Below are 25,080 nucleotides of genomic sequence, written 5' to 3' on the forward strand. Positions count from 1 at the left end.
CGACGGTCTATTCCGCCGCTTCAGCCAGTTCGGCGAACTCCGCCGCGGCGAGGAAACGCTCCGCGTCCAGCGCCGCCATGCAGCCGGTACCCGCCGCCGTCACCGCCTGGCGATAGACCTTGTCGGCGACGTCGCCACAGGCGAACACGCCCGGCACGCTGGTCCGGGTCGATCCCGTCTCGACCGCGATATAGCCGTCGGCGTCCAGGTCGAGGTGGCCGCGGAACAGCTCGGTCGCGGGATGGTGCCCGATGGCGACGAAGCCGCCCTCGACGTCAAGCCGCGAATGCTCGCCGGTGACCGTATCCTCCAGCTCGAGCGCGACCAGGCCGGCATTGCCGCCGCCGTCGATGAACTCGCGAACCTCCTTGTTCCACAGCACCTTGATGTTGGGGTGCGCGTGGAGCCGCTCTTGCAGGATGCGCTCGGCACGGAGCGTGTCGCGGCGATGGATCAGCGTCACGTCGGGGGAATGGTTGGTCAGGTACAGGGCCTCCTCGACCGCGGTGTTGCCGCCGCCGATCACCGCGACCTTCTTGCCGCGATAGAAGAAGCCGTCGCAGGTCGCGCACGCCGACACGCCCTTGCCCTTCATCGCCTCCTCGCTGTCGAGGCCCAGCCACTTGGCCTGCGCGCCGGTGGCGATCACCAGCACCTCGCCCTCGTAGACGTCACCGCCATCGCCAACCAGCTTGAACGGGCGACTGGTCAGGTCGACCGACACGATCGTGTCCCACATCAATCGGGTGCCGACATGCTCCGCCTGCTTCTGCATCTGCTCCATCAGCCATGGGCCCTGGATGACGTCGGCGAAGCCGGGATAGTTCTCGACGTCCGTGGTCGTCGTCAGCTGCCCGCCCGGCTGGATGCCCTGTACGACGATCGGCTGCATGCCCGCGCGCGCGCCATAGATGGCGGCCGACAGTCCGGCCGGGCCGGAACCGAGGATCAGCATGCGGGTCGTGTGGGTGGTCATGGAAACGCGCCTGTTGGGATGAAGGAATTGGGCGTGATCTAGGATGGTCGGGGGTCCGGGGCAACGGTTGCACCCGAACCCGGCCCCGGTGTCGCGGCGGTCAGGCGATTTCCGGGACGAGCGCCGCGGCGCGGATGTCCGCCGCGAGCTGGTCGACACGTGCCGGATCGGCGTCCCACGCGAACATGAAACGCGCACCGCCGCCGATGAAGGTGTAGAAGCGCCAGCCCTTCGCCCGCAGCGTCTCCAGCACGTCTTCGGGCGCGGCAAGGAAGACCGCGTTCGCCTCGACCGGAAAGATCGGCGCGATGTCGGGCAGGCCCTCGACCGCCGCCGCCAGTCGTCGCGCGCAAGCGTTGCCGTGCGCCGCGTTGCGCAGCCACGCGCCGCTTTCGAGCAGCCCGATCCAGGGAGCCGACAGAAACCGCATCTTCGAGGCGAGCTGCCCCGCCTGCTTGCAGCGATAATCGAAATCGTCTGCGAGACTGCGGTCGAAGAAGATCACCGCCTCACCTGCCGCCATGCCGTTCTTGGTGCCGCCGAAGCACAGCACGTCGACACCCGCGCGCCAGGTGACGTCGGCGGGCTCGCAACCCAAAGCGGCGCAGGCATGCGCGAATCGCGCACCGTCCATGTGCAGCTTCAACCCCAGCGCGCGGCACGTCTCCGACAGCGCGCGCACCTCGTCGATCGTGTAGACCTGCCCCGTCTCGGTCGGCTGCGTGATCGTCACCACGCGTGGTTTGGGAAAGTGGATGTCGGACCGGCTGGTCGCCAGGCTGCGCACCGCGTCCGGCGTCAGCTTGCCGCCCGCGGTCGGCGCGACGAGCAGCTTCGATCCGTTCGAGAAGAACTCCGGCGCGCCGCATTCGTCGGTCTCGACATGCGCGGAGGCGGCGCAGATCACGCTGTGGAACGACTGGCACAATTGCGCCAGCGCCAGCGAATTGGCCGCGGTGCCGTTGAACACGAAGAAGACGTCGCACTTGGTCGCGAACAGTGTGCGGAAGGCGTCGGCGGCGCGTTCCGTCCAGTTGTCGTCGCCATAGGCGGTCGCCGAACCGGCATTCGCGCGGGCCATCGCGTCCCACACCTCCGGGCAGACCCCGGCATAATTGTCGCTGGCGAATTGCTGGTCCCGCGCGGTCACGTCTCGTCGCTCCTTCCCGTCCGAAAGGGTCGCGTCGACGTACGGCTATGCAGCGTGTCCCGTTCGTTGCCGGTCCGGCCACATCCTTCCCCCGAAGAAGGGGAAGCACCACCTTGCCGGGATCGGCAGGTTGGTGCCGGGCGTCGGCCCGACTCTTGATGTCTGACCGACGCCCTATCGTTTCATGCTGCGCTGCGCAAGATCACCAGTTTAGGCCCGCGCGGGCGTAGAGATAGCGCCCGTTGAAGCCGAACGGCGAGAAATAGGGGAAGCCCAGCACCCCGGTCGAATTGTTCGCCAGGGATGTCGCGCGCGGATAGACGTCGAACAGGTTGCTGACGCCCAGCCCGAACTGCGCGCCCTTCGGTGCGGTATAGCGCACCTCGAGGTCGGTGATCGCGCGATTGCCGCTCAGCACGTCGGCGCTCGCCACCGTGCCCGGCTGGTTGACGCTGCCGTAATAGGTGACGCGCGCCAGCGCCCCAAGCCGGTCGAGCGACCAGTCGATCGTGCCCGTCACCTTCTCGCCCGGCGTTCCCTGCTCCAGCGTGAAGATCCGGCTGCGCGCGAACAGCGTCGGCGCCGGGTTCAGCGTCGCGGTGCTGGTCGGCACGCGCGTCACCGCGATCGTATTGACGTTGCCGGCCAGCGTGAAGTCGAACGTCCCCGCGCCCTGCGTCCGCGCACGATAATGCGCGACCGCGTCGATGCCCTTGGCCGTGCTCGCCAGCCCGTTGATGAAGAAGCGGCCGGCGGCGACGCTGTACGGCGCCAGCAGCGCGGCGACCTGGCTGCTCGCCGTTGCCTGGATATTCTCCGACAGCCCGATCTGGTCGCGGATGTGTATGCGATAGGCGTCGACCGTCAGGTCGAAGCCGCCCGACTGGATCACCGTGCCGACCGACAGGTTGGTCGACCGCTCCGGCTGGAGCGGCAGGCCGCCCAGCGCCGCGCCTACCGGGCTGGTCGACGGGAAGGTGCCGGTCAGGATCGGCACGCCGTTGGTCACCACCGAGGCGATCTGCGTGAAATATTGCTGCTGCAGCGACGGCGCGCGGAAGCCGGTGGAGGCGGTGCCGCGCAGCGCGAACCAGTCGGTGACATCGTAGCGCGCCGAGATCTTGCCCGTCGCGGTCGAGCCGAAGTCCGAATAATCCTCGCCACGACCGGCGATGCCGACCAGGAACTTGTCGGTCAGCTGCGCCTCGACGTCGAGGTAGATGCTGCCGCTGCGCCGGCCGCGCTTGATCGCGTTCGCCGGGCTGAACCCGCCGAAGCCCTGCGCCCCCGGCGAGGCGCCGGCGACCGCGCCCGTCGCGGGATAACCGTAGGACGCCTGCTCGCCCGGCGTGATCTTGTAGCCCTCGCGGCGCCCCTCGACGCCGAAGGCGACGTTGAGCGACTGAAAGACGTCGAACTTCCGCGTCACGTCGAGGCCGGCGACATATTGGTCGTAGGCGACCTGCCCGTCGTAGAAGTTGCGCGGGGTGGCGGCGCCATAGGCGTAGTTCGCCGAGTTGAGCGTGCGGAAGTCGACGGTGTTGCGGCCGTAGCTGAACGACAGATCGACGTTATAGCCGCCGAAGTCGCCGCGCAGGCCGGCGGCCGAGTTGATGTCCTTCGACTTGGTGTTGATGATCGGCAGGAAACCGTTGGGATAGCCCGCCAGGATCGTCGACGCGTTGGTGTTGCGCGGGAAGGCCGCACCACGCGAGTCGCGGTCCTGGTAGCCGCCGAAGGCGTAGAGGCTGATGTTGTCGGTCAGCGAGGTGCCGGCGTTGACGAAGCCCGTATATTGCTCGACCTCGGGATCGCCGTAGCGGCCCGTGATGCGGTTGGGCGTGACGCGGCGATCGATGTCGGCGCGGTTGGTCGGCTGGCGCTTGGTATATTCGCCCGACACGGTGACGAAACCGTCGCTGCCGAAGCCGAAGCCCTGCCAGGCCGATGCCGTGACGACGGGCTCGCCCTTGACGTTGCGGCTGTTGGCGGCGGTATCGACCTGCGTGTCGTAGAAGCCGTAGGTGACGCTGGCGCCGCCGCCCGTGCGCGCCTGTCGCAGGCGCAGGTTGACGACGCCGGCGATCGCGTCCGAGCCATATTGCGCCGACGCGCCGTCGCGCAGCACCTCGATCCGATCGAGCGCCACCGTCGGCACGGTGTTGAGGTCGACCGCCGCCGACCCACGTCCGACGGTGCCGTTGGTGTTGAGGTTCGCCGAGGTATGGCCGCGGATGCCGTTGATCAGCACCAAAGTCTGGTCGGGGGACAGGCCGCGCAGCGTCGCGGGACGGATCGCGTCGGTCGCGTCGTTGGCGGAAGGCCGCGGGAAGTCGATCGACGGCGCCACGGTCGCGAGCGCGGCGGCAAGCTCTGTCGTCCCCTGTCGCTGCAGGCTCGCGCCGCTCAGCACGTCGACGGGCGACACGCTGTCCAGCCGCGTGCGGCCTTCCGCGCGCGTGCCGGTGACGATGATGTCGTTGCCCTCGTCTCCGGTCGTGGCGGCGCCCGCGGCCGGTGCCGCCTGGGCCTGCTGGTCGTCGGCGGGCGTGGTCTGCGGCGAACCCTGCGCGGGCACCGCCTGCGCGGCGGCGCCTTGCGCGACGAGCGCCAGCAGCGAGGCGCCGAGGAGAGCGATGGTGCGACCCTGAGTCATGTCCCTGAAATCCCTTTTATGCCGCAACGCAGCACGATGCGGATTCGTGCCCTTACGCCAGCGACCCTGCCCGATCGGCAAAGAATTTCTATCACTCAGGTCTGGATCGGCTCTCCCCCCGACGGAACGCGCATCGCCCTCAATAACGGATGCGTTCTGCCTTCAACCCGAGCTTGGCGAGCTGCGCCTGCACCGAATCCGGGCCGGCGAGATGCCCGGCGCCGACCGCAATGAACACCGTGCCGGGCTGCGCCATCCGCCCCTTGATCCACTGCGCCCAGCGGGCGTTGCGGTCGGTCAGCAGGACCTTGGCGACCTCTGGCGAATCCTTCAGGTTGTCGTTCATCTCGCGGGCCAGGGCGTCGGGATCGCCATCGGCCCATTCCTTGACCATGGTCGCCATCGTCTCGTCCAGCTTGGGCAGCTCGTCGACCGTGCTTTCGAGGAACTGGAGCTGCGCGGGCTGCGACAGGCTGCCGAAGAAACCGAGCTGCTGCTCCGCGGTTTCCAGCCCGGTCAACGGCTTGCCCGCCTGTTTCGCCGCCGCGGTGATCACCGCCTCCGGGCCGTTGGCACTGTCATAGCCCATCTTGCTGAGCGGCGCGATCGACAGCTGGGTCGCCGCCAGCCACGGGCGGAACCGGTCGAGCGCATTCGCCGGCAGACCCATGTCCACCACCGCCTTGGTGAAGGCGGGGCGCTTGTCTGCGGGGAGCTGCTCGGTCAGCGGCGGCGCTCCCGCCGGCGCGACACCCGTCGCCATCACCAGCTTGGTCATCGCCGCCTGGTCGGGCATGACCAGTTCCAGCTTGACCTCGTTCGACCGGTCGAACGCGGTCTTCACCGCCTCGTCGAACCAGGTGAGGCCCGGCTTCAGCACGTGGATCGTGCCGAACAGATAGACGGTCGTATCCTTGTCCTTGACCACCCACAGGGCAGGATCGGCATCGTTGGCGGGGCGGGCCGGAGCCTTCGCCGCGGGTTGTTGCGCGCAGGCGGGCAAAGCGAGGAGCAGGCCGAGCGCGGTAAGGGACGTCTTCATCAGGCGGGTCATGACGGTGCTCCGAAGCGAAGGAAAGGGGGTCACGCGTATTTGCGCCACAGCCAGACGACGGCGGTCGCAGCCATCGTCGCGACATAGAGGCCGATGGCGTCGACCGCCGGCACCAGGCCGCCGCGGGCGAGGATCCACCACATGGGGGCGCCGATCCCCATGACGTAAAAGCCGGCGACGGCGCCGTCGCGATAGGCCTGGCGTTCGTGCTCGTCGACGACACGCTCCCACCGCCACGAGATCAGCGGCAGGACGATGCCCCAGGCGACCGCGATCAGGATCGCGAACCAGGCGGGCAGCGGCGCGTGGAGCAAGTCGCCCATCGTTGGCGCGCCGTCGCTGTGCGGCAGCTGCACGAACACGGTGGCGACGCCGATCACGGCACCGAACACCGCCGAGATGGCGAGCAGCCGGCGATTGGCGCGCACACTGGGCGCCAGCGGCGCATTGCCGTTCTTCGTCGAGATCATGGTCTAATCTCCAGGGTCACATGGACGTTGACGATGGGAGGGTGAAAGGACGCGCCGATCCTGCCGGCCGCCGGCCTGTCGAGTGCGGCGATACCGGGGCGGTGGAAGCCGACGGCACCGATGGCGAGCGCGATCGCAGCCGCCACGACGGCCCGATGCGGCGGCCGCCGGGTCATGCCCGCACCCGTCGGTAGAAGTAGAATACCATGCCGATCGCGGCGGACAGGAACCAAGCCATGTGCGAGATCTCGCCGAGCGCGACATATTTGCCGAGGACCTCCAGCAACACGCTCGATACCAGGCCCGCGCATCCGATGACCGCCCAGACCTGCACCGCCAGCGCGCGCTGCACCTCGTCCATTTCCCGCCAGTTGCGCCAGCTGACGACCACCGCCAGCAGCAGTACCGGCAGCAGCAGCACGTCGATGATCCAATCCGGCGTGGGGTGGCGGGGCACGCCGCGAAAGCCGTCGACGAACCCGTCGATGAACGGGATGCCTGCCAGGACGGCGGCGGCCGTCAAACCGAGTGTCAGCCGACGCTTGCGGCTGCGGACCACTTTGGCGTCTGCCCGGGCGGCGCCCCAGCCTTCCCCGGCGTCGACGCCCGACTCAGTCATGATGCTCGTCATCGAAAATCTCCTCGATGGGACGTTCGAACAGGCGGCCGATACGAAAGGCGAGCGGCAGCGACGGATCGTATTTTCCGGTCTCAATGGCGTTCACCGCCTGGCGCGATACATCCAGCCGCCCGGCCAGCTCCGCCTGACTCCAGTTGCGTTCGGCGCGCAGCACCTTGAGGCGATTCTTCATGTCGGCCTCCTCTGCCATGCCCATCCTCCAATGTCACTGTCACTTGACGCAATGTCAGGTGACCATGACTAAATGACTTTGAGTCCTGACAATGTCAACAACCCCTGACATTTTGCCGCGTACCCATGACACGCAAACCGCGGCGCCCCGCCTGTTCGCGCGCGCCGCGTCTGTTGTGCCGCACCTCTTGCGGAAGCGGCGGCCATCCGCCAAAGCCTGCGCCGATGGCTGCCCGACCCCTCTCCTTCCAAAAGATGATCCTGACGCTCCACGACTATTGGAGCGACAAGGGCTGCGTGATCCTCCAGCCCTATGACATGGAGATGGGCGCGGGCACCTTTCACCCCGCGACGACGCTGCGCGCGCTCGGGCCCGAGACGTGGAACGCGGCCTTCGTCCAGCCCTGCCGCCGTCCGACCGACGGCCGCTACGGCGAGAACCCGAACCGGCTCCAGCATTACTACCAGTATCAGGTGATCCTGAAGCCGAGCCCGCCGGACCTGCAGGACCTCTATCTCGGCAGCCTCGCCGCGATCGGCGTCGACATGACGCGCCACGACATCCGCTTCGTCGAGGACGATTGGGAAAGCCCGACGCTGGGCGCCTGGGGCCTCGGCTGGGAAGTGTGGTGCGACGGCATGGAGGTGACGCAGTTCACCTATTTCCAGCAGATGGGCGGCTTCGACATGAAGCCGGTCGCAGGCGAATTGACCTACGGGCTGGAACGGCTGGCGATGTACATCCAGGACGTCGACAACGTCTATGACCTGGCATTCAACGATGCCGGCGTGACCTATGGCGACGTGTTCCTCGAGAACGAGAAGCAGATGTCCGCCTGGAATTTCGAGGTCGCCGACACCGCGACCCTGTTCGACGCCTTCAGGAAGGCGGCGGCCGAGTGCGAGAACAGCCTGGCGGCCGGCCTGCCCATTCCCGCCTACGAACAGGCGATCAAGGCGAGCCACACCTTCAACCTGCTGCAGGCGCGCGGCGTGATCTCCGTCGCCGAGCGCCAGGCCTATATCGGCCGTGTCCGCGACCTCGCGAAGGGCGCGTGCGGCGCGTGGATGGAGAAGAACGCCGAAGGCTGGCAGGCCCGCTTCCCGAACTGGAGCGCGGCGTGACCGACATGACCGACTTTCTGCTCGAACTCCGCTCGGAAGAAATCCCCGCACGCATGCAGGACAAGGCGCGCGAGGATCTCGCCCGCCTGTTCGCGGCGGAAATCGCCAAGGCCGGCCTGGTCGCCGCCGGGACCGTCACCTACGCCACCCCCCGCCGCCTCGCGCTGATCGCGCGCGGTCTCCCGTTGGCAACGGAGGCGGTCAGCGAGGAGCTGAAGGGTCCGAAGATCTCCGCCCCGCCCCAGGCGCTCGACGGCTTTCTGCGCAAGACCGGCCTTACCCGCGACCAGCTGACGGAGCGCGACGGCGTCTTCTACGCCGTCACCGAAAAGCCCGGCCGGGCCACCGCGGACGTGCTGGCGGAGGCGATCCCGGCGATCATCCGCGCCTTTCCCTGGCCCAAGTCGATGCGCTGGGGCGCGTCGTCGCTGTCGACCGAGTCGCTGCGCTGGGTCCGCCCGCTGCACGGCATCGTCGCGCTGCTGGGCGAGGATGTCGTGCCGGTCGAAATTGCCGGCGTCACCAGCGGCGCCGCGACGCTCGGCCACCGCTTCCACCACAGTGGCCCGATCACGATCGGCTCCGCGGGCGACTATGCCGAGAAGCTGCGCGCCTGCCACGTCATCGTCGACCAGGACGAACGCCGCTCGATCATTCGCGAGCGCGCCGGGGCGCTGGCTGCCGAGGCCGGACTCGACCTGATCGCCGACGAGGGGCTGGTCGCGGAGAATGCGGGGCTCACCGAATGGCCGGTACCCCTGCTCGGCCGCTTCGACGCCGACTTCCTCAGCGTCCCGCCGGAGGTCATCCAGCTCACCGCGCGTGTGAACCAGAAATATTTCGTCTGCCGCGACACATCGGGGGCGCTCGCGAATGCCTTCGTCTGCACCGCCAATATCGAGGCGAGCGACGGCGGCGCGAAGATCGTGGAGGGCAACCGCAAGGTGCTCGCCGCGCGGTTGAGCGATGCGCGCTTCTTTTACGACACCGATCTGAAGACCCCGCTCGCGGATCAGGCGACGAAGCTGTCGAACATCGTCTTCCACGAAAAGCTCGGCACCGTGGCGGACAAGGTCGACCGCGTCGCCAAACTGGCGCGCTGGCTGGTCGAGGAGGGCATCGTCCAGTCTCCCTCCCCCACAGGAGGAGAGGGACTATCCCTCGCTGACATGGCCGAACGCGCCGCGCGGCTCGCCAAGGCGGACCTCGTCACCGGCATGGTTGGCGAATTCCCGGAGCTTCAGGGCCTGATGGGCGGCTATTACGCCGCCGCGCAGGGCGAACCCCGCGAAGTCGCCGACGCGATCCGCGACCATTACAAGCCCGTCGGCCAGGGCGACGAGGTGCCGACCGCGCCGGTGACGGTGGCGGTATCGCTGGCGGACAAGCTGGACAGCGTGGCGCAATTCTTCGCCGTCGGCCTCAAGCCTTCCGGTTCGAAGGATCCCTTCGCGCTGCGGCGGGCCGCGCTGGGCATTGCCGCGCTGATCCTCAACAACCGGCTTCGGCTACTCTTTCTCCCGGTCAGCATCAGGGCTGCGGGCGACAGCGACAGCGGCACGTCGGAGATGCTGGATTTCATCATCGATCGCCTCAAGGTCCAGCAGCGCGAAGCCGGCGTGCGCCACGACCTGATCGACGCGGTGTTCGCGCTGGGGGGCGAGGACGATCTCGTCCGCCTGCTCGCCCGCGTCCATGCGCTCCAGGCTTTCGTGACGACGGAGGACGGCGCCAATTTGCTCGCCGGCTACAAGCGCGCCGCGAACATCCTCAAGAAGGAGGGCTATGCCGCGGAAACGGACGGTCGGCAGTCGCCGCTTTCCTATGCGCCGGACCAGGCGGAGGCCGCGCTGATCGCCGCGCTCGACGCAGCCGAGCCCGCCGCCGCCGCCGCGGTGGCGGACGAGGACTTCGCGCGCGCCATGGCGGCACTCGCCTCGCTGCGCGCACCGATCGACGCGTTCTTCGACACGGTCACGGTCAACGACGCCGATCCGGCGAAGCGCGCCGCGCGCCTCGCGCTGCTCGCCCGCGTCCGCGCCGCGGTCCATAACGTTGCCGATTTCTCCCGGATCGAAGGTTGATGCGCGCCGCGACACCGTGACCTTTGTGACCTTCCGACGAAGCCTTCCCTCCCCGGGGCCACGTTCACCGAAGTGAAGGACCAGCGATGACCCAGTACGTGTTCCGTTTCGGCGGCGGCGTCTCCGACGGCGGCAAGGGCGACAAGAACCTGTTGGGCGGCAAGGGCGCGAACCTCGCCGAAATGGCGTCGATCGGCCTCCCCGTCCCGCCCGGCTTCACCATCTCGACCGCGATGTGCACGCGCTACTACGAGGAGGGCGAGCGGTTCCCGGATTCGCTGCGCGACGAGGTGGCGAACGGCATCGCGCATATCGAGGGGATCACCGGCAAACGCTTCGGCGATCCGGCCAACCCCCTGCTCGTCTCCGTCCGCTCCGGCGCACGCGTGTCGATGCCCGGCATGATGGACACCGTCCTCAACCTGGGGCTCAACGACGCGACGGTCGAGGGCCTGGCGCGGGCCGCCGACGACGAACGCTTCGCCTGGGACAGCTATCGCCGCTTCATCCAGATGTACGCCGATGTCGTGCTGGAGCTGGATCATGGCGCGTTCGAGGAGGCGCTAGAGATCGCCAAGGAGGACAATGGCTATACGCTCGACACCGAGCTGACCGCCGACGACCTGCGCGCCCTCGTCGCCGAGTATAAGGGCCTGGTCGAAAAGGAATGGGGCAAGCCCTTCCCGCAGGACGTGCACGACCAGCTATGGGGCGCGGTCGGCGCGGTGTTCGGCTCGTGGCAGTCGGAGCGGGCGAAGGTCTATCGCCGGCTCAACGACATCCCCGGCGACTGGGGCACCGCGGTCAACGTCCAGGCGATGGTGTTCGGCAACATGGGCGATACGTCGGCGACTGGCGTCGCCTTCACCCGCGATCCCGCCAAGGGCGATCGCGCCTATTATGGCGAGTTCCTGATCAACGCGCAGGGCGAGGACGTCGTCGCCGGCATCCGTACGCCGCAATATCTCACGCGTGCCGCCCGCGAGGAGGCGGGCGCCAAGCCGGCCTCGATGGAAGAGGCGATGGCGGAGGTCTATGCGGAACTCGCCGCCGTCTTCGACCGGCTGGAGACGCATTATCGCGACATGCAGGACATCGAGTTTACGGTCGAAAAGGCCAAGCTCTGGATGCTGCAGACCCGTTCCGGCAAGCGCACCGCCAAGGCCGCGCTGAAGATCGCGGTCGACATGGCCAATGAAGGCCTGATCACCCGCGAGGAGGCGGTGGCACGCGTCGACCCGATGGCGCTCGACCAGCTGCTCCACCCGACGCTCGATCCCAAGGCGCCGCGCGACGTCATCGCCAAGGGCCTGCCCGCCTCCCCCGGCGCCGCCTCTGGCCGCATCGTCTTCGATGCCGACACCGCGGAGAAGCGCGCCGCGGCGGGAGAGGCGGTCATCCTCGTCCGCGTCGAGACGAGCCCGGAGGACATTCACGGCATGCACGCGGCCAAGGGCATCCTGACCGCGCGCGGCGGCATGACCAGCCACGCCGCGGTCGTCGCGCGCGGTATGGGGCGTCCGTGCGTTTCCGGCGCCGGCGGCCTGTCGATTTCGGCGAAGGACAAGGTGCTGCGCGTGGGCAGCCGCTCGCTCGGCGAAGGCGACACGATCACCATCGACGGCGCGAGCGGTGAGGTGATGGCCGGCGAGGTCGCGACCGTCCAGCCGGAACTCGCCGGCGATTTCGGCACGCTGATGGCATGGGCCGATGGGTCACGCCGGCTCAAGGTGCGCGCCAATGCGGAAACGCCCGCCGACTGCCGCACGGCGCGCGATTTCGGCGCGGAGGGCGTCGGTCTCTGCCGCACCGAGCACATGTTCTTCGACGCCGACCGCATCACCGCGGTGCGCCAGATGATCCTCGCCGACAGCGAACAGGGCCGCCGCGCCGCGCTCGACCGGCTGCTGCCGGCGCAGCGCAGCGACTTTACGGAGATTTTCGAGGTGATGGCAGGCCTGCCGGTGACGGTGCGTCTGCTCGACCCGCCGCTGCACGAATTCCTGCCGCACGAGGAGGCCGAGTTCGCCGAGGTCGCGGCCGCCGCGAACGTCGACGTCGAGACCCTGAAGCGGCGAGCCAGCGAGCTGCACGAATTCAACCCGATGCTCGGCCATCGCGGCTGCCGCCTCGGCGTCACCTATCCCGAAATCTACGAGATGCAGGCCCGTGCGATCTTCGAGGCGGCGCTGGACGTCGCGGCCAAGGGCGACGCGCCGGTGCCCGAGATCATGATCCCGCTGGTCGCCACCAAGCGCGAGCTCGACCTGATGAAGGCGGTCGTCGACAAGGCGGCCGAGACCGTCTTTGCCGAGCGAGGCGGCAGGGTCGACTATCTTGTCGGCACGATGATCGAGCTGCCCCGCGCAGCGCTGAAGGCGGGTGAGATCGCGGAGACGGGCGAGTTCTTCTCCTTCGGCACCAACGACCTGACGCAGACGACTTTGGGCGTCAGCCGCGACGATGCCGCGCGGTTCCTGGGCGCCTATGTCGAAAAGGGCATCTACGCCAAGGACCCGTTCGTCAGCCTGGACGTCGAGGGCGTCGGCGAACTGGTGAAACTGGCGGCAGAGCGCGGTCGCGCCACGCGGCCCGACATCAAGCTCGGCATCTGCGGCGAGCATGGCGGCGACCCGGCGAGCATCGCCTTCTGCGAAAGCGTCGGGCTCGATTACGTGTCGGCCAGCCCCTATCGCGTACCGATCGCCCGGCTCGCCGCAGCGCAGGCGGCATTGCGGCGGTAAGGAAACGCTTGCGTCGCCCCGGCCTGGATGCCGGTGCGGCGCTTGCCTTTTTGCTCTAGTTGCATCGAAACTCCCGCCACTTCGTTTGATCGGCCAAGCGGAAGGGTCACGGCACATGCGCAAGACGACGGACGATATCGACACCAGCCCCTATACGGGACCGGCGGGTGGCTGGGGATCGATGAAGTCGCTGGCCGAGATTACGCTGCGCGAGAAGAGCCGGCCGGAAATCGCACGCGAACTGACGCGTCAGAACAAGCCCGGTGGGTTCATGTGCGTGTCCTGCGCTTGGGGAAAGCCGGCGCATCCGCACGTTGCCGAATTCTGCGAGAACGGGGCGAAGGCCACCGCCTGGGAACTGACCGGGTATCGCGTCACGCCGGAATTCTTCGCGCAGCATACGCTGACCGAATTGCGCGGCTGGAAAGACTTCGACCTAGAACAGGCCGGCCGCCTGACGCATCCGATGAAATATGATGCGGCGACCGACAAATATGTGGCGATCAGCTGGGCCGAAGCTTTCGCCGACATCGGTGCGCAAATGAAAGGGTTCGATCCCACCAAGGTGGTCTTCTACGCATCGGGGCGCGCCAGCCTGGAAACGTCGTACATGTGGTCCCTGATGGCGCGCATGTACGGCAGCCAGAACCTGCCGGACAGCTCGAACATGTGCCACGAGACGACCTCGGTCGGACTCAAGCAGGCGATCGGGTCGCCCGTCGGCACGATCCACCTGTCGGACTACGACACGTGCGACGCGATCTTCTATTTCGGACAGAATCCGGGCGTGAACAGCCCGCGGTTTCTCCATCCCCTGCGCGCCTGCGCCAAGCGCGGCGTGCAGATCGTCGTGTTCAACCCGCTCAAGGAACGCGGGCTCGAGCGCTTTACCGATCCGCAGAACCCGATCGAGATGGCCACCGGCAAATCGACGCCGATCGCCAGCCAATATCACCAGGTGAAGGCAGGCGGCGACATCGCTGCGCTGATGGGCCTGTGCAAATATGTCATCGCGGCCGACGATGCCGCCCGCGCGGCGGGTGAGCCCGCGATCATCGACCACGACTTCATCGCGACGCACACCGTGCGTTTCGACGATTTCGCGGCCAAGGCGCGTGCCACCGGCTGGGAAGAGATCGAACGCGAAAGCGGTCTCAGCCGGGCGGAGATCGAGGAATCGGCGCGCATCTACATCAAGGCGGAACGGGTCATCTGCGTCTATGGCATGGGGCTGACCCAGCATGTCCACGGCATCGACAACCTGCACATGCTGGTCAATTTCATGCTGCTGCGTGGCAATGTCGGCAAGCCCGGCGCCGGCTTCGGGCCGGTGCGCGGGCATTCCAACGTCCAGGGCCAGCGCACGGTGGGCATCACCGAGAAGCCCGAACTCGCCCCGCTCGACCGGCTCAAGGACCTCTACGATTTCGAGCCGCCGCGCGAGAAGGGCTGGGACACGGTCGATGCCTGCGAGCACATCATTGACGGATCGGCGCAGGCCTTCTTGGGGCTCGGCGGCAATCTCGCCCGCGCCGTGCCGGACACGGCCAGGATCGAGCCGGCGTGGCGGCGCCTGCCCCTGACCGTCAGCATCGCGACCAAGCTCAACCGCACGCATCTGCTCCCCGGCAAGACCTGCTACCTCCTCCCCTGCCTCGGCCGGATCGAGACGGACGAACAGGCCACCGGTCCGCAGGCCGTCACGATGGAAGACTCGTTCAGCCGCATCTACGCCTCGCGCGGCCGCGCGACGCCCGCGGCGGCGACGCTGCTGTCCGAACCGGCGATCGTCGCCGGCATCGCGAAGGCGACGCTCGCTTCCAATCCGAAGTTGGATTGGGACGCCTGGGTCGGCGATTACGGCCTCGTCCGGGACGCGATCGAGGCGACCTATCCCGACAAGTTCGCGCGCTTCAACGATCGGATGTGGATTCCCGGCGGCTTCTGGAAGGGCGTGCCCGCCGCGCATCGTGAATGGCAGACCGAAAGCGGCCGTGCTGAATTCAACGTGCCGACCGCGATGAGCGCCACGGGCTTCGAGGATGCGGACGGACGTTTCCGCCTGATGACGCTGCGCTCGAACGATCAGTTCAACACGACGGTCTACGGCTATCACGACCGGTTCCGCGGCATCAAAGGCACGCGCGACGTCGTGCTGATGAACCGTGCCGACATGGCGCGTCTGGGGGTCGCGGAGCACGACAAGGTGGATCTGGTCGGCGACGCCGGTGATAACGGCGACACGCGCGTCGGTGGATTGCTCGTCGTGCCCTATGACATTCCCGAAGGATGCCTCGGCGCCTATTATCCCGAGTGCAACGTGCTGATGCCGGTGTCGCATCATGCCGAACAGAGCCGGGTGCCAGCCGCGAAATCGGTGCCGGTCCGGGTGGAGCGCGCCGCCTGATCCTGGGTGCGATCCTGGCGGGCGGGCAGGCGAGCCGTTTCGGCAGCGACAAGGCCGCGGCCCTGTTCGCGGGGCGGCGCCTGATCGACCATGTCCGCGCCGCGCTGGTCGCGCACGTCTCGGCCGTCGTCGTCGTGGGGCGCGCCGAGGGGATCGCCGACTTTCCGCGGCCCGGCCTGGGGCCGCTGGGCGGCATCGCCGGTGCGATGCGCCATGCGGCGGGTCATGGCTTCACCGACGTCCTTACGATGCCGTGCGACACGCCGTTTCCACCGCCATCGCTGCTCGAGGCGCTATTGCGGCGATCGCCCTCCTATTGCGTCGACGTACCCGTCATCGGCCTGTGGCCGGCCGCGCTGGCGGATGATCTGTGCGGACGATTGACGCGAGGCGACGGGGACCGGTCGGTACGGCGATGGGCTCGGGACATCGGTGCGCTGCCGATCGCCGCACCGGCGCCGATCGCCAACATCAACGCGCCGGAGGATCTGCTCGCTTTATGAGCGGTGAGCGGCTCGAGGTGATCCGCGTCCTCCATGCGGACGGCGCCAGGAGCACGGCGGAGCGCGCGGTGGCGTGCGAGACACCCGTCGCCATCGAGGTCGACGGGCTCGGCTACGCGGTGATGATGATGACGCCGCGCGATCTCGAAGCGTTCGCCACCGGCTTCACGCTGACCGAACGGCTGGCGGACAGCGTTGCCGACATCCTCGCAATCGAGCCGTTCGAAACGCCCGCGGGCTGGATCGTGCGCGTCTTCCTGGCGCCGTCATGCGCCGGTCGCATCCGGGATCGGGTACGGCATCGCACGAGCGACACGTCCTGCGGCCTGTGCGGCATCGCGAGCCTCGAGCAGGTGCAACGGCCGGTGCGGCAGCCCCCTCCCCGCCCTTCTGTTGCAGCCGCCGCCTTGTTTGCGGCGCGGGCCGCGCTTCGCTCGCATCAACCGCTGAATGCCCGCACAGGTGCGGTCCATGCCGCGGCCGCATGCGACCAGGCGGGCACCATCGTCGCCGCCTATGAAGATGTCGGCCGGCACAACGCGCTGGACAAGCTGATCGGTGCGCGGGCGATCGCCGGTGCCGCCGACGCCTTCATGCTCGTCACGTCCCGGATCAGCTTCGAGATGGTGGACAAGGCGCTGGTCGCGCGCGCGCCGCTGCTCTGCGGCATCTCCGCCCCGACCACGCTCGCGATCGATCATGCCCGGGCTCACGGCCTGACGCTCGTCGCTCTGGCGCGGGCGGATACGATGCTCGTTGCCAGCGACCCGCACGACGTGTTTGGCTGAGACGCCAAACAGCGATCCGCTCGACGATGGGTGGGCGCCCGCCGCGCTTAGTGTCCCGAGTCCCAGAAATGATCGACCGTCGATCGCACCGTGGTCGCACGCTCCGCCGTCCATTGCGTGACGACATGCCGGTAGGCGCCGTCGAGGCAAACCGAGTCGACCACGACCAGCACCGTGAGGGCCGCGGCCCAGAGCAGCCCGCGGTTGATCGGCTGCGGCTTGACGCGGCGCAGCTTGACCTCGCCGGACCGCCGGTCGGCGACGCGGCGCTCCTGCTGGGGGGGCACGGCGCTGGGCGCGCGACGTCGTTCCTCTCGGCGACGGTCATGGGGGAAATGATAGGGCTGCTGCATCGACCTGCTCCGTCATCACCCTAGCCGGCACGTGGTTTCCAAATCGTTCCGATCCTGACAGATGACCTTTTTTTTAAATTCCATTTACTTGGTCGCAACCACATCACCCTACACGCCGGCGGTGGGGCGCTTGCCCGCACAGAGGCTCGCACGCATTCACCATGGTTCGCCGCGCACGTCCGAACATAGGCAGGCTCTCCCGCCTGATCGCCCGTCTCGCCCGCGACCGGCGCGGCAACGTGATCATGTTGAGCGCCTTTTACATTATGGTTCTTCTCGCCGTGATCGGATCCGGCGTGGATCTGGGCCGCGCCTATGCCTCGCGCACGCGGATGCAGCATGCTTGCGACGCCGCGGTGCTTGCCGGTCGGCGCGCGATGACCGCCGGTTCGGTCGATTCCGCGGTGACGGCCGAGGTAACCAAGTTCTTCAACTTCAACTTCCCCCAACGCGCCTTCGGCACCAGCGCGTTTACGCCCACGGTCAGCAGCGCGCCGGGATCGGCACAAACCGTTGTTCTCACGGCCGCCTCGACGTCGCCGGTCACCGTGATGAAAATCTTCGGATTTTCGGCCTTGCCCATTTCGGTGACGTGCAACGCCAAGCAGGATTTCGTGAACACCGATGTCGTGCTGGTCCTCGATACCACGGGATCGATGAAGGATCCTGCGACTCCAAGCGACACGGTGTCGAAGATCGCCGGCGTGCGCAACGCCGTGCTCGCGCTGTACGACCAGCTCGCCCCGACGCAGACGGCACTCCAGGCCGCGGGCATGCGACTTCGCTACGGGATCGTTCCCTATTCGAGCACCGTGAATGTCGGCGCCGCGATCATGGCCGCCAACCCCAGCTATATGGCGACGCAGGCGACATATCAGAGCAGGGCACAGAATTGGGCCTACACAAGCCAGTATTATTGCAGTTACCTGTCAGGCACCTACGATAGCCCGAGCGGCATTTGCGAGTATTTCAGCTACGGTCCACGAACATATGACGTCACGCAATATCTGTCGGGCCAGCCCGTACGGATCGCCGGCCGCGGCGGCAGCGGCAACGCCAAGGTGGGCACGTCCGACCCGAACAAATCGCAAGGCCTGACCCCGATCGCCGATTACTGGACGCCCGACCGCTATTCGGCGGCGTGGGCGGGCTGCATCGAGGAGCGGCAGACCACGCGGATGTCCAGCACCGCCACCAGCATCGACCCGGCGGCCTATGACCTGGACATCGACCTCATCCCCTACAACGACGCCACGCGCTGGCGTCCCTACTGGCCGGAGGTCGAGTATCTCAGCTACAACTGGGGCATCTATACGGAGGTCCGCAAGCCGCAGCTCGCCTGTCCCGCACAGGCCGCGCCGATGGCAACCTGGACCCGCGATGCGCTTGTCACCTACGTCAACACGCTGACGCCGGACGGGGGCACCTATCATGATGCCGGCATGCGCTGGGGTGCGCGATGGGCCTCTTCGAACGGCATCTTCGGTGCGAACAATCCGCAGACCTACAGCGGCATGCCGGTCAAGAAATTCATCATTTTCATGACCGACGGTCTGCTCGATACCGGCTATTCCGGCTATTATTCGGCCTATGGCGTCGAGGACCTCGACGCGCGGGTGACCCCGGGAGGTAACCAGTCCAGCAAGGCCGACCAGATGGCGCGGCACCAGCAACGCTTCAACCTTCTCTGCGCCAAGGCGAAGACGATGGGGTATTCGGTCTGGGTAATCGGCTTTGCCCAAGCCCTGGATACCAACCTGACCAACTGCGCCAGTTCTCCCAGCCAGGCGTCGACCTCCGCCAATTCGGCGGCGCTGGTGGCCAAATTCGTCGAGATCGGCAAGAACATCGGCGCGTTGAGGCTGACGCAGTGATCGGCATCATTGCGCCCCTCCGCGATGAACGCGGCACGACCATCGTAGAATTCGCGATCGTCGCCCCTTGCCTCATGATGCTGCTGATCGGAATGATGGATCTGGGCTTTCGGGCCTATGTCGGCGTCCAGTTGCAGGGCGCACTGGAACAGTCCGCGCGCCAGGTCACGGTCTCGACCAGCAACGACCCCGCGACGATTGCCGCCTCGGTGCGCAAGCAGATCCAGCGCATCCTGCCGCGCGCGACAGTGACGGTCACGCCGTCGAGCTATTACGACTTCGCGCATGTCGGGAAGCCGGAGCCGATCACGACGGATACGGCGCCGCTCGGCACCTACAATACCGGCGACTGCTACCTCGATCTCAACCGCAACGGCAGATGGGATGCCGATTCCGGGAGCGGCGGCACGGGCGGGTCCGACGATATCGTCTATTATCAAGCAACCGTCAGCTATCCGAACCTGCTCCCCGTCGGTCGCCTGCTCGGATTCTCGGGAACCACGACGATCACGGGCACGACGATGATGAAGAACCAGCCCTATGCGGCGCAGCCGGATCCGCCGACGATATGCAACTGATCCGCCGCCTCGTCACGCGGCGCAGGCCGCTTGCGATGCTCGCATCCGCGACCAGCGGGCTTGCGCTCGTCGAGTTCGCCTATTCCCTGCCCCTTTTGCTGACGCTCGGGGTTGGCGGGCTGGAAACCGCTCATTTCATGCAGGCGTCGCTGCGCGTGTCGCAAATCGCGATGACGGTTGCCGACAATGCCGGCCGCGTGCGGACGTCGATCGACGAAACCGACATCAATGAACTGATGGTCGGCGCCCGGAAGATGGGCGAGCCGATCGGTTTCGCCGCCAACGGCAGGATCATCCTGTCGAATCTCGAGCAGCGGACGAACACGACCGGCGGGGCCGGGCCGATCACGTCGGACAATCCCAACGGCTACCGTCAATGGATCCGCTGGCAGCGCTGCGTGGGCGCGCTGAACGTCAGCTCCAGTTACGGGGGGCCGCTGGACGTCAACGGCGCGGCCGTGACGAACCTCGACGATCCCAACCCGGACGACGGCGCGGTCGAGACCAAGTCGATGATTCTCGGCATGGGGCCGTCGACCAACGTCATCTCCGCCTCGAGCGGCACTGCCGTAATGGTTGCGGAGATCGTCTACACCTACCAGCCGATCACGCCGCTGCCGTTGTTCCGGGGCTGGACGATCCGTCGCCTTCAAGCGTTCAACGTGCGTCAGCGCACCGCCTATTCCCTTCGCAACGATAGCGCGTTGACCGGGACGCAGCGGGCGGACTGCCGCCTGTTCGACGCCACCGTTCCGACGATCTGATCAGAAGAGATTCGCGAGTGGCCTGCCGCCATCCGACCGGGCGGATGGTAGCGGAGGAGGGACTTGAACCCCCGACCCCAGGATTATGATTCCCGTGCTCTAACCAGCTGAGCTACTCCGCCGAAACCCGGCGGCTCACTCGCGAGCCGCGGCCTATATGGAGGCGATCGGGGGGCGTCAAGCGAACATGTGCCGGGAAATGTTTTCCCACGGACCGCCGCGATACCACCAGGCCGCCAGCCCTGCGACTTCCACCTCACGCGGCACAAAGTCGCGCGACAGACTCGTCAGCAGCAGCTTGGCGACATTCGGCTGCACCTTGTTCTGGATCGTGACATGGGGTCGCCAGCCGCCGGCGTCCTGCGGTGTCAGCAGACCGGCGAAGGCATCGGCAAGCCGATGGCGGATCGCGACCAGGTCCGGCGATTCGATGCGGTAGGCGACACCGCGTCCCAGCGACATCAATCCGCCGATACGCGCGCGGGGAGCCCGAACGCCGCGCGTCTCCTGCGCCAGACGGTGCTTCAGTTCCGCCTCCGCCGATGGCGGCAGATGGTGGAACAACGTCAGGTGCGCGGAAAGCTGATTGCGCTCGGGCGGAAAGTGCGCGGCGCGCTGCGCGTCGAACCAGCCCTAGTCCTGTCGCCCGAACACCGCGCTGACGATGATTGGCGCGCCGGCCGAAGGCATCGCGGACGTACTCAAATCTCCACCTGACTGCCAAGCTCGACGACCCGGTTCGTCGGCAGTCGGAAGAACTCCATCGCACTTTCCGCATTGCGGAGCATCCACGAAAACAGCTTCTCGCGCCACAGCATCATGCCCGGTCGCTCCGACGGCAAAAGGGTCTGGCGGGACAGGAAGAAGCTCGTGTCCATCATCTTGAAATCGGCGCCGCAGGTGTGAACGCGCTTCAGGGCGGCGGGAACGTCGACCTCCTCCATGAAGCCGTAGCGCAGCACGACCCGATAGAAGCCCTCGCCGATCGCCTGTTCGTCCGCGCGTTGGTCGGCGGGCCAATAGGGTTGTTCGACCACCTTGACCGTCAGGAGAATGACGCGCTCGTGCAACACCTTGTTGTGCTTGAGGTTATGCAGCAGCGCGTGCGGCACGCCATCGGCGGTCGACGTCATGAACACGGCGGTGCCCGGCACGCGGCTCGCCGAGCTCGAGGCGGAGGTGATGAACACCTTGAGCGGCATCGCCGCCTCCCGCAGCCGGGCCATCATCAGCGCCCGACCCTTCGACCAGGTGGTGAGGAGGGTGAAGACGATCAGGCCGATCATGAGCGGGAACCAGCCGCCATCGGGCACCTTGGTCAGATTGGCGGTGAAATACGCCCCGTCGACCAGGAAGAAGAGCCCGAGCAATGGCGCGGCGGCATAGACCGGCCAGTTCCACAGGCGCAGCAGCGCGACGCCGAGCAGGCACGAGTCGATGAACATCGCGCCCGTCACCGCGATGCCATAGGCCGAGGTCAGGTTGGACGATGTGCGGAAGAACAGCACCAGCAGGATCACCATCGCCATCAACATCCAGTTGATGAGGGGGATATAGATCTGTCCTGCGGTGGAGGCGCTGGTGTGTTCGATGCGCAAACGCGGCATATAGCCGAGTTGGATCGCCTGTTGCGTCACGGAGAAGGCGCCGGAGATCACCGCCTGGCTGGCGATGATCGCCGCCATGGTCGCCAGAATGACCAGCGGCAGCTGCAGGCTGTCGGGGGCGAGCATGTAGAACGGGCTCTCGAGCGCCGCGCGCCCCTCGCGGAACAGCAGCGCGCCCTGCCCCAGATAGTTGCACATCAGCGCGGGCAGCACGAAACACAGCCATGACAGGCCGATCGGCCGGCGCCCGAAATGCCCCATGTCGGCGTAGAGCGCTTCCGCCCCGGTCACCGCCAGCACGACCGATCCGAGCGCGAGGAAGGCACGCACGGGATCGTGGGCGAAGAAACGGATCGCATGATGCGGCGAGAACGCGCCCAGCACCTCAGGCGTCTGCACGACGCTCAGAATGCCGAGGACCGCGATCGTCGCGAAGTAGACGAGCATGATCGGACCGAACACGAGCCCGATGCGCGCGGTGCCATTTTTCTGCACCCAGAACAGCGCGACAAGGATGACCACCGCGATCGGCAGTACCAGCGGCGAGAAGGCGGGCGCGGCGATCGCGAGGCCTTCCACCGCGCCGAGTACGGTGACCGCCGGCGTGATCATCGAGTCGCCATAGAAGAGCGAGGTCGCGAACACGCCCAGCAGGATGATGCCCGCGGTCCACCGGCGGCTGCGCGTCCTTCCGGAGACGAGCGCCAAGAGGGCGAGGCTTCCGCCCTCCCCCTTGTTGTCGGCACGCATGATGATCGCGACGTACTTGATCGATACGACGATCATCATCGACCAGAACATCAGGCTTAGCACGCCCATGATGTGCATCGGATCGAGCGCCAGCTTGTGATGGCCGGCGAAGGTTTCGCGGAACGCGTACAGCGGGCTGGTGCCGATGTCGCCGAACACGATGCCAACCGCCCCTACGGCGAGCTTGAGCAACCCATCGCTATGATGCGGGTGACCGAGTCCATGCTCGGCCTGCGTGCCGCGTGCATCCGGCGTCGCGGCGGCGATGGGCGCGCTCATGACGAGCGCGGACCGATCGCGGTGACGCGGCCGCAGTGGCCGCAGTTCCCTACCTGTTCCATTGGCGCGCGCCTTAGCATGGGCTGAACGAAGGGGGCAACGCCGGGCACGTCGGCAGGGTCCTTCAGCCGCGGCGGACCACCTCGCGGATGACGAAATGCGAGGCGAGGCGCGCGACGCCCGGCAGGCGCGACAGCGTCTCGCGGTGGATCCGCTCGAAGGTGTCGTCCCGCCGGACCTCGACGTGAAGCATATAGTCCGCCTCGCCGCTCATCAGGAAGCACTCGCGGACCTCGCGGCAATCGACGATCTCGCGTTCGAAGGCGGCCATCGTCTCCTCGCGCTGGTCGCGCAGCGTGACGTTGACGAGCACGGTGCTCGGATCGCCCCGCGCGGCCCTGCTGAGCACGGCCCGATAGCCGGCGATGAGGCCGCGCTCGCGCAGCGTCGCCACGCGCCGGTGGGCGGCGCTGGGCGACAGGCCGACCGCCTCGCCTAGTTCGGCGCTGGTCAGGTCGGAATTCGCGGCCAGTTGCGACAGGATGCGGCGGTCCAACGCGTCGAGCACAATCGTTGCGGACATCGGCGGACCCTCGGGATGATTTCCTGCGTCCCTGCCGTCAACCGGACGAGATTGCAAACTCCTCCCGGCGCAACGGCGCTAATGCGGCGATCGACACAAGGAGAGTTCAAGATGCGAATCGGCGTACCCAAGGAGATCAAGAACCACGAATATCGTGTCGGCCTGACCCCGCCGTCGGTGGCGGAGCTGGTCGCGGCGGGCCACGACGTCGTCGTCGAGACGCAGGCGGGTGCCGGCATCGACTTCGGCGATGAGGATTATGTCGCCGCCGGGGCGAAGATCCTGGGGAGCGCGGCGGAGGTGTTCGCCGCGGCGGACATGATCGTGAAGGTCAAGGAACCGCAGGCGAGCGAGATCGCGCTGCTCGAACCGCGCCACCTGCTCTTCACCTACCTTCACCTCGCGGCCGACAAGCCGCAGGCCGAGGGGCTGATCAAGTCGGGCGCCACGTGCATCGCCTATGAGACGGTGACCGCGGCGCGCGGCGGCCTGCCGCTGCTGAAGCCGATGAGCGAGGTCGCCGGCCGCATGTCGGTGCAGGTCGGTGCGCATTATCTGGAAAAGGAACAGGGCGGCCGCGGCGTCCTGCTCGGCGGTGTGCCGGGCGTCGCCCCCGCGAAGGTCGCGATCCTGGGCGGTGGCGTCTCGGGCGTCAACGCCGCGCAGATGGCGGTCGGCATGCGCGCCGACGTGACGATCTACGACATCTCCAACGATCGGCTCGCCGAACTGGACATGTTCTTTTCCAGCCAGATCAAGACCGCCTATGCCAGCAAGGCGGCGATCGCCGCGGCGGTGAAGAACGCGCACCTCGTCATCGGCGCGGTACTCGTCCCCGGCGCGGCGGCGCCGAAGCTCGTCACGCGCGACATGGTCAAGACGATGAAGCGCGGTGCGGTGATGGTCGACATCGCCATCGACCAGGGCGGATGCTTCGAGACGAGTCATGCGACGACGCACGAGGACCCGGTCTTCGACGTCGACGGCGTCATCCATTATTGCGTCGCCAACATGCCGGGCGCGGTCGCCCGCACCAGCACCTTCGCGCTCAACAACGCGACGCTGCCGTTCGCGGTCAAGCTGGCGAACATGGGCGCCGAGGCGGCGATGAAGGCGGACGCGCATCTGGCGAACGGTCTCAACGTCTACCACGGCAAGATCACGCATCACGCGGTCGCCGAGGCGCTGGACCTGCCGTTCTCCGGTTGGAACGGATAAGGAACACAGGGGTTGGGGTCTTTCGAAAGGAAGACCCCATGTCCGTTGACGAAAAGCAGATGTCCGAAAACCCGAAGGATCACCCCACCGGCAATGCCGAGAAGGATCCGGACGATTGGACGACCGGCGGCGAGCCGATGACCGGCGCGCAGGCGAGCTACCTCAAGACGCTGAGCGAGGAAGCCGGCGAGCCGTTTGAGGACGGGCTGAGCAAGGCGGAGGCGTCGAAACGGATCGACGCGCTGCAGGAGCAGACCGGGCGCGGTCAGTGACCTCTCATCCCCTCCCGTCCGCGGGAGGGGCATC

The 25,080-nt window shown here is 67.1% G+C and carries 23 protein-coding genes, 1 tRNA gene, 1 pseudogene and 1 riboswitch; of the genes and pseudogenes, 11 read left to right on the forward strand and 14 right to left on the reverse strand.

Translation table 11 applies throughout. The features are described from left to right. Positions 1-7: 7 nt before the first annotated feature. The 8 genes from trxB to RF701_RS06045 form a co-directional block, all read right to left on the reverse strand. A complete protein-coding gene (gene trxB, locus RF701_RS06010) occupies positions 8-976 on the reverse strand; it encodes a thioredoxin-disulfide reductase (RefSeq protein ID WP_210358013.1) in 969 nt (322 codons plus the stop codon). 100 nt (positions 977-1,076) lie between these two features. After that, positions 1,077-2,126 carry a low specificity L-threonine aldolase gene (locus RF701_RS06015; protein ID WP_308814418.1) on the reverse strand — a complete coding sequence of 350 codons (1,050 nt, stop codon included), beginning with the start codon at positions 2,124-2,126 and terminating at the stop codon, positions 1,077-1,079. Positions 2,127-2,178: 52 nt separating this feature from the next. Continuing rightward, positions 2,179-2,293: riboswitch (SAM-I-IV-variant riboswitch) on the reverse strand. A 35-nt stretch (positions 2,294-2,328) separates the two neighbouring features. After that, positions 2,329-4,782, reverse strand: a complete 2,454-nt coding sequence (locus RF701_RS06020; protein ID WP_210358015.1) for a TonB-dependent siderophore receptor — start codon at positions 4,780-4,782, stop codon at positions 2,329-2,331. A gap of 139 nt (positions 4,783-4,921) precedes the next feature. Then, a complete protein-coding gene (locus RF701_RS06025) occupies positions 4,922-5,836 on the reverse strand; it encodes a TraB/GumN family protein (protein WP_308814419.1) in 915 nt (304 codons plus the stop codon). Positions 5,837-5,865: 29 nt separating this feature from the next. Beyond that, positions 5,866-6,306: a hypothetical protein gene (locus RF701_RS06030; protein ID WP_308814420.1), complete on the reverse strand. Its 441-nt coding sequence runs from the start codon at positions 6,304-6,306 to the stop codon at positions 5,866-5,868. After that, a complete protein-coding gene (locus tag RF701_RS06035) occupies positions 6,303-6,482 on the reverse strand; it encodes a hypothetical protein (protein WP_203309444.1) in 180 nt (59 codons plus the stop codon). The genes RF701_RS06030 and RF701_RS06035 overlap by 4 nt, the downstream gene beginning before the upstream one ends. Then, positions 6,479-6,937: a hypothetical protein gene (locus tag RF701_RS06040; RefSeq protein ID WP_308814421.1), complete on the reverse strand. Its 459-nt coding sequence runs from the start codon at positions 6,935-6,937 to the stop codon at positions 6,479-6,481. Before RF701_RS06040 ends, RF701_RS06035 begins: the two co-directional genes overlap by 4 nt. Next, positions 6,918-7,118: a helix-turn-helix transcriptional regulator gene (locus tag RF701_RS06045; RefSeq protein ID WP_203309446.1), complete on the reverse strand. Its 201-nt coding sequence runs from the start codon at positions 7,116-7,118 to the stop codon at positions 6,918-6,920. Before RF701_RS06045 ends, RF701_RS06040 begins: the two co-directional genes overlap by 20 nt. Positions 7,119-7,342: 224 nt before the next feature. Between RF701_RS06045 and RF701_RS06050 the strand changes: the two genes are divergently transcribed. The 6 genes from RF701_RS06050 to fdhD all read left to right on the forward strand — a co-directional run bounded on the left by RF701_RS06050 (position 7,343) and on the right by fdhD (position 16,768). Beyond that, positions 7,343-8,242, forward strand: coding sequence for a glycine--tRNA ligase subunit alpha (locus tag RF701_RS06050; protein ID WP_203309447.1), 900 nt, complete (start codon positions 7,343-7,345; stop codon positions 8,240-8,242). A 5-nt stretch (positions 8,243-8,247) separates the two neighbouring features. Continuing rightward, positions 8,248-10,326, forward strand: a complete 2,079-nt coding sequence (gene glyS / locus RF701_RS06055; RefSeq protein ID WP_308815619.1) for a glycine--tRNA ligase subunit beta — start codon at positions 8,248-8,250, stop codon at positions 10,324-10,326. A gap of 86 nt (positions 10,327-10,412) precedes the next feature. After that, positions 10,413-13,070: a pyruvate, phosphate dikinase gene (gene ppdK / locus RF701_RS06060; RefSeq protein WP_308814422.1), complete on the forward strand. Its 2,658-nt coding sequence runs from the start codon at positions 10,413-10,415 to the stop codon at positions 13,068-13,070. A gap of 115 nt (positions 13,071-13,185) precedes the next feature. Further along, positions 13,186-15,477, forward strand: coding sequence for an FdhF/YdeP family oxidoreductase (locus RF701_RS06065; RefSeq protein WP_308814423.1), 2,292 nt, complete (start codon positions 13,186-13,188; stop codon positions 15,475-15,477). Continuing rightward, a complete protein-coding gene (locus tag RF701_RS06070; protein WP_308814424.1) occupies positions 15,384-15,980 on the forward strand; it encodes a molybdenum cofactor guanylyltransferase in 597 nt (198 codons plus the stop codon). Before RF701_RS06065 ends, RF701_RS06070 begins: the two co-directional genes overlap by 94 nt. Beyond that, positions 15,977-16,768: a formate dehydrogenase accessory sulfurtransferase FdhD gene (fdhD, locus tag RF701_RS06075; RefSeq protein ID WP_308814425.1), complete on the forward strand. Its 792-nt coding sequence runs from the start codon at positions 15,977-15,979 to the stop codon at positions 16,766-16,768. The genes RF701_RS06070 and fdhD overlap by 4 nt, the downstream gene beginning before the upstream one ends. A gap of 47 nt (positions 16,769-16,815) precedes the next feature. On the opposite strand, the gene RF701_RS06080 is transcribed toward fdhD, so the two are convergent. Continuing rightward, entirely contained in the window at positions 16,816-17,121 is a 306-nt protein-coding gene (locus tag RF701_RS06080) for a hypothetical protein (protein WP_210358022.1), read from the reverse strand. Between the two features lie 313 nt (positions 17,122-17,434). After that, positions 17,435-17,725, reverse strand: a complete 291-nt coding sequence (locus RF701_RS06085; RefSeq protein ID WP_308815693.1) for a hypothetical protein — start codon at positions 17,723-17,725, stop codon at positions 17,435-17,437. Positions 17,726-17,735: 10 nt separating this feature from the next. On the opposite strand from RF701_RS06085, the gene RF701_RS06090 reads away from it, so the two are divergent. The 3 genes from RF701_RS06090 to RF701_RS06100 are packed head-to-tail and all read left to right on the forward strand — an operon-like array spanning position 17,736 to position 20,337. Then, a complete protein-coding gene (locus RF701_RS06090) occupies positions 17,736-18,995 on the forward strand; it encodes a hypothetical protein (RefSeq protein WP_308815694.1) in 1,260 nt (419 codons plus the stop codon). Further along, positions 18,992-19,573, forward strand: a complete 582-nt coding sequence (locus RF701_RS06095; RefSeq protein ID WP_308814426.1) for a TadE/TadG family type IV pilus assembly protein — start codon at positions 18,992-18,994, stop codon at positions 19,571-19,573. The genes RF701_RS06090 and RF701_RS06095 overlap by 4 nt, the downstream gene beginning before the upstream one ends. After that, positions 19,564-20,337: a TadE/TadG family type IV pilus assembly protein gene (locus RF701_RS06100; protein ID WP_308814427.1), complete on the forward strand. Its 774-nt coding sequence runs from the start codon at positions 19,564-19,566 to the stop codon at positions 20,335-20,337. The genes RF701_RS06095 and RF701_RS06100 overlap by 10 nt, the downstream gene beginning before the upstream one ends. A gap of 45 nt (positions 20,338-20,382) precedes the next feature. Here the strand turns inward: RF701_RS06100 and RF701_RS06105 are convergent. The 4 genes and pseudogenes from RF701_RS06105 to RF701_RS06120 form a co-directional block, all read right to left on the reverse strand. After that, positions 20,383-20,459, reverse strand: a tRNA-Met gene (locus tag RF701_RS06105). Between the two features lie 55 nt (positions 20,460-20,514). Further along, positions 20,515-21,027 (reverse strand): annotated as a pseudogene (locus RF701_RS06110) (2'-5' RNA ligase family protein). Positions 21,028-21,038: 11 nt separating this feature from the next. Next, the gene (locus tag RF701_RS06115) at positions 21,039-22,973 is read right to left on the reverse strand and encodes a potassium transporter Kup (RefSeq protein WP_203309455.1); all 1,935 of its coding nucleotides are present in this window, start codon (positions 22,971-22,973) and stop codon (positions 21,039-21,041) included. A 124-nt stretch (positions 22,974-23,097) separates the two neighbouring features. Beyond that, a complete protein-coding gene (locus tag RF701_RS06120) occupies positions 23,098-23,556 on the reverse strand; it encodes an Lrp/AsnC family transcriptional regulator (protein WP_238940858.1) in 459 nt (152 codons plus the stop codon). A gap of 111 nt (positions 23,557-23,667) precedes the next feature. On the opposite strand from RF701_RS06120, the gene ald reads away from it, so the two are divergent. Together ald and RF701_RS06130 are read left to right on the forward strand one after the other, a co-directional pair. Then, positions 23,668-24,774: an alanine dehydrogenase gene (ald, locus tag RF701_RS06125; RefSeq protein WP_210358026.1), complete on the forward strand. Its 1,107-nt coding sequence runs from the start codon at positions 23,668-23,670 to the stop codon at positions 24,772-24,774. A 38-nt stretch (positions 24,775-24,812) separates the two neighbouring features. Continuing rightward, the gene (locus tag RF701_RS06130) at positions 24,813-25,046 is read left to right on the forward strand and encodes a DUF3072 domain-containing protein (protein ID WP_246848178.1); all 234 of its coding nucleotides are present in this window, start codon (positions 24,813-24,815) and stop codon (positions 25,044-25,046) included. Positions 25,047-25,080: the final 34 nt, after the last annotated feature.

The organism is Sphingomonas sp. GV3, assembly GCF_031082075.1.
Lineage (GTDB): Bacteria > Pseudomonadota > Alphaproteobacteria > Sphingomonadales > Sphingomonadaceae > Sphingomonas > Sphingomonas beigongshangi.

Bases quoted from the DNA above. Each gene is read 5' to 3' on its own strand.
- trxB (WP_210358013.1), bottom strand. From the start codon at position 976: ATGACCACCCACACGACCCGCATGCTGATCCTCGGTTCCGGCCCGGCC.
- RF701_RS06020 (WP_210358015.1), bottom strand. From the start codon at position 4,782: ATGACTCAGGGTCGCACCATCGCTCTCCTCGGCGCCTCGCTGCTGGCG.
- RF701_RS06025 (WP_308814419.1), bottom strand. From the start codon at position 5,836: ATGACCCGCCTGATGAAGACGTCCCTTACCGCGCTCGGCCTGCTCCTC.
- RF701_RS06030 (WP_308814420.1), bottom strand. From the start codon at position 6,306: ATGATCTCGACGAAGAACGGCAATGCGCCGCTGGCGCCCAGTGTGCGC.
- RF701_RS06035 (WP_203309444.1), bottom strand. From the start codon at position 6,482: ATGACCCGGCGGCCGCCGCATCGGGCCGTCGTGGCGGCTGCGATCGCG.
- RF701_RS06040 (WP_308814421.1), bottom strand. From the start codon at position 6,937: ATGACGAGCATCATGACTGAGTCGGGCGTCGACGCCGGGGAAGGCTGG.
- RF701_RS06045 (WP_203309446.1), bottom strand. From the start codon at position 7,118: ATGAAGAATCGCCTCAAGGTGCTGCGCGCCGAACGCAACTGGAGTCAG.
- RF701_RS06050 (WP_203309447.1), top strand. From the start codon at position 7,343: ATGGCTGCCCGACCCCTCTCCTTCCAAAAGATGATCCTGACGCTCCAC.
- glyS (WP_308815619.1), top strand. From the start codon at position 8,248: ATGACCGACTTTCTGCTCGAACTCCGCTCGGAAGAAATCCCCGCACGC.
- ppdK (WP_308814422.1), top strand. From the start codon at position 10,413: ATGACCCAGTACGTGTTCCGTTTCGGCGGCGGCGTCTCCGACGGCGGC.
- RF701_RS06065 (WP_308814423.1), top strand. From the start codon at position 13,186: ATGCGCAAGACGACGGACGATATCGACACCAGCCCCTATACGGGACCG.
- fdhD (WP_308814425.1), top strand. From the start codon at position 15,977: ATGAGCGGTGAGCGGCTCGAGGTGATCCGCGTCCTCCATGCGGACGGC.
- RF701_RS06080 (WP_210358022.1), bottom strand. From the start codon at position 17,121: ATGCAGCAGCCCTATCATTTCCCCCATGACCGTCGCCGAGAGGAACGA.
- RF701_RS06100 (WP_308814427.1), top strand. From the start codon at position 19,564: ATGCAACTGATCCGCCGCCTCGTCACGCGGCGCAGGCCGCTTGCGATG.
- RF701_RS06115 (WP_203309455.1), bottom strand. From the start codon at position 22,973: ATGAGCGCGCCCATCGCCGCCGCGACGCCGGATGCACGCGGCACGCAG.
- RF701_RS06120 (WP_238940858.1), bottom strand. From the start codon at position 23,556: ATGTCCGCAACGATTGTGCTCGACGCGTTGGACCGCCGCATCCTGTCG.
- ald (WP_210358026.1), top strand. From the start codon at position 23,668: ATGCGAATCGGCGTACCCAAGGAGATCAAGAACCACGAATATCGTGTC.
- RF701_RS06130 (WP_246848178.1), top strand. From the start codon at position 24,813: ATGTCCGTTGACGAAAAGCAGATGTCCGAAAACCCGAAGGATCACCCC.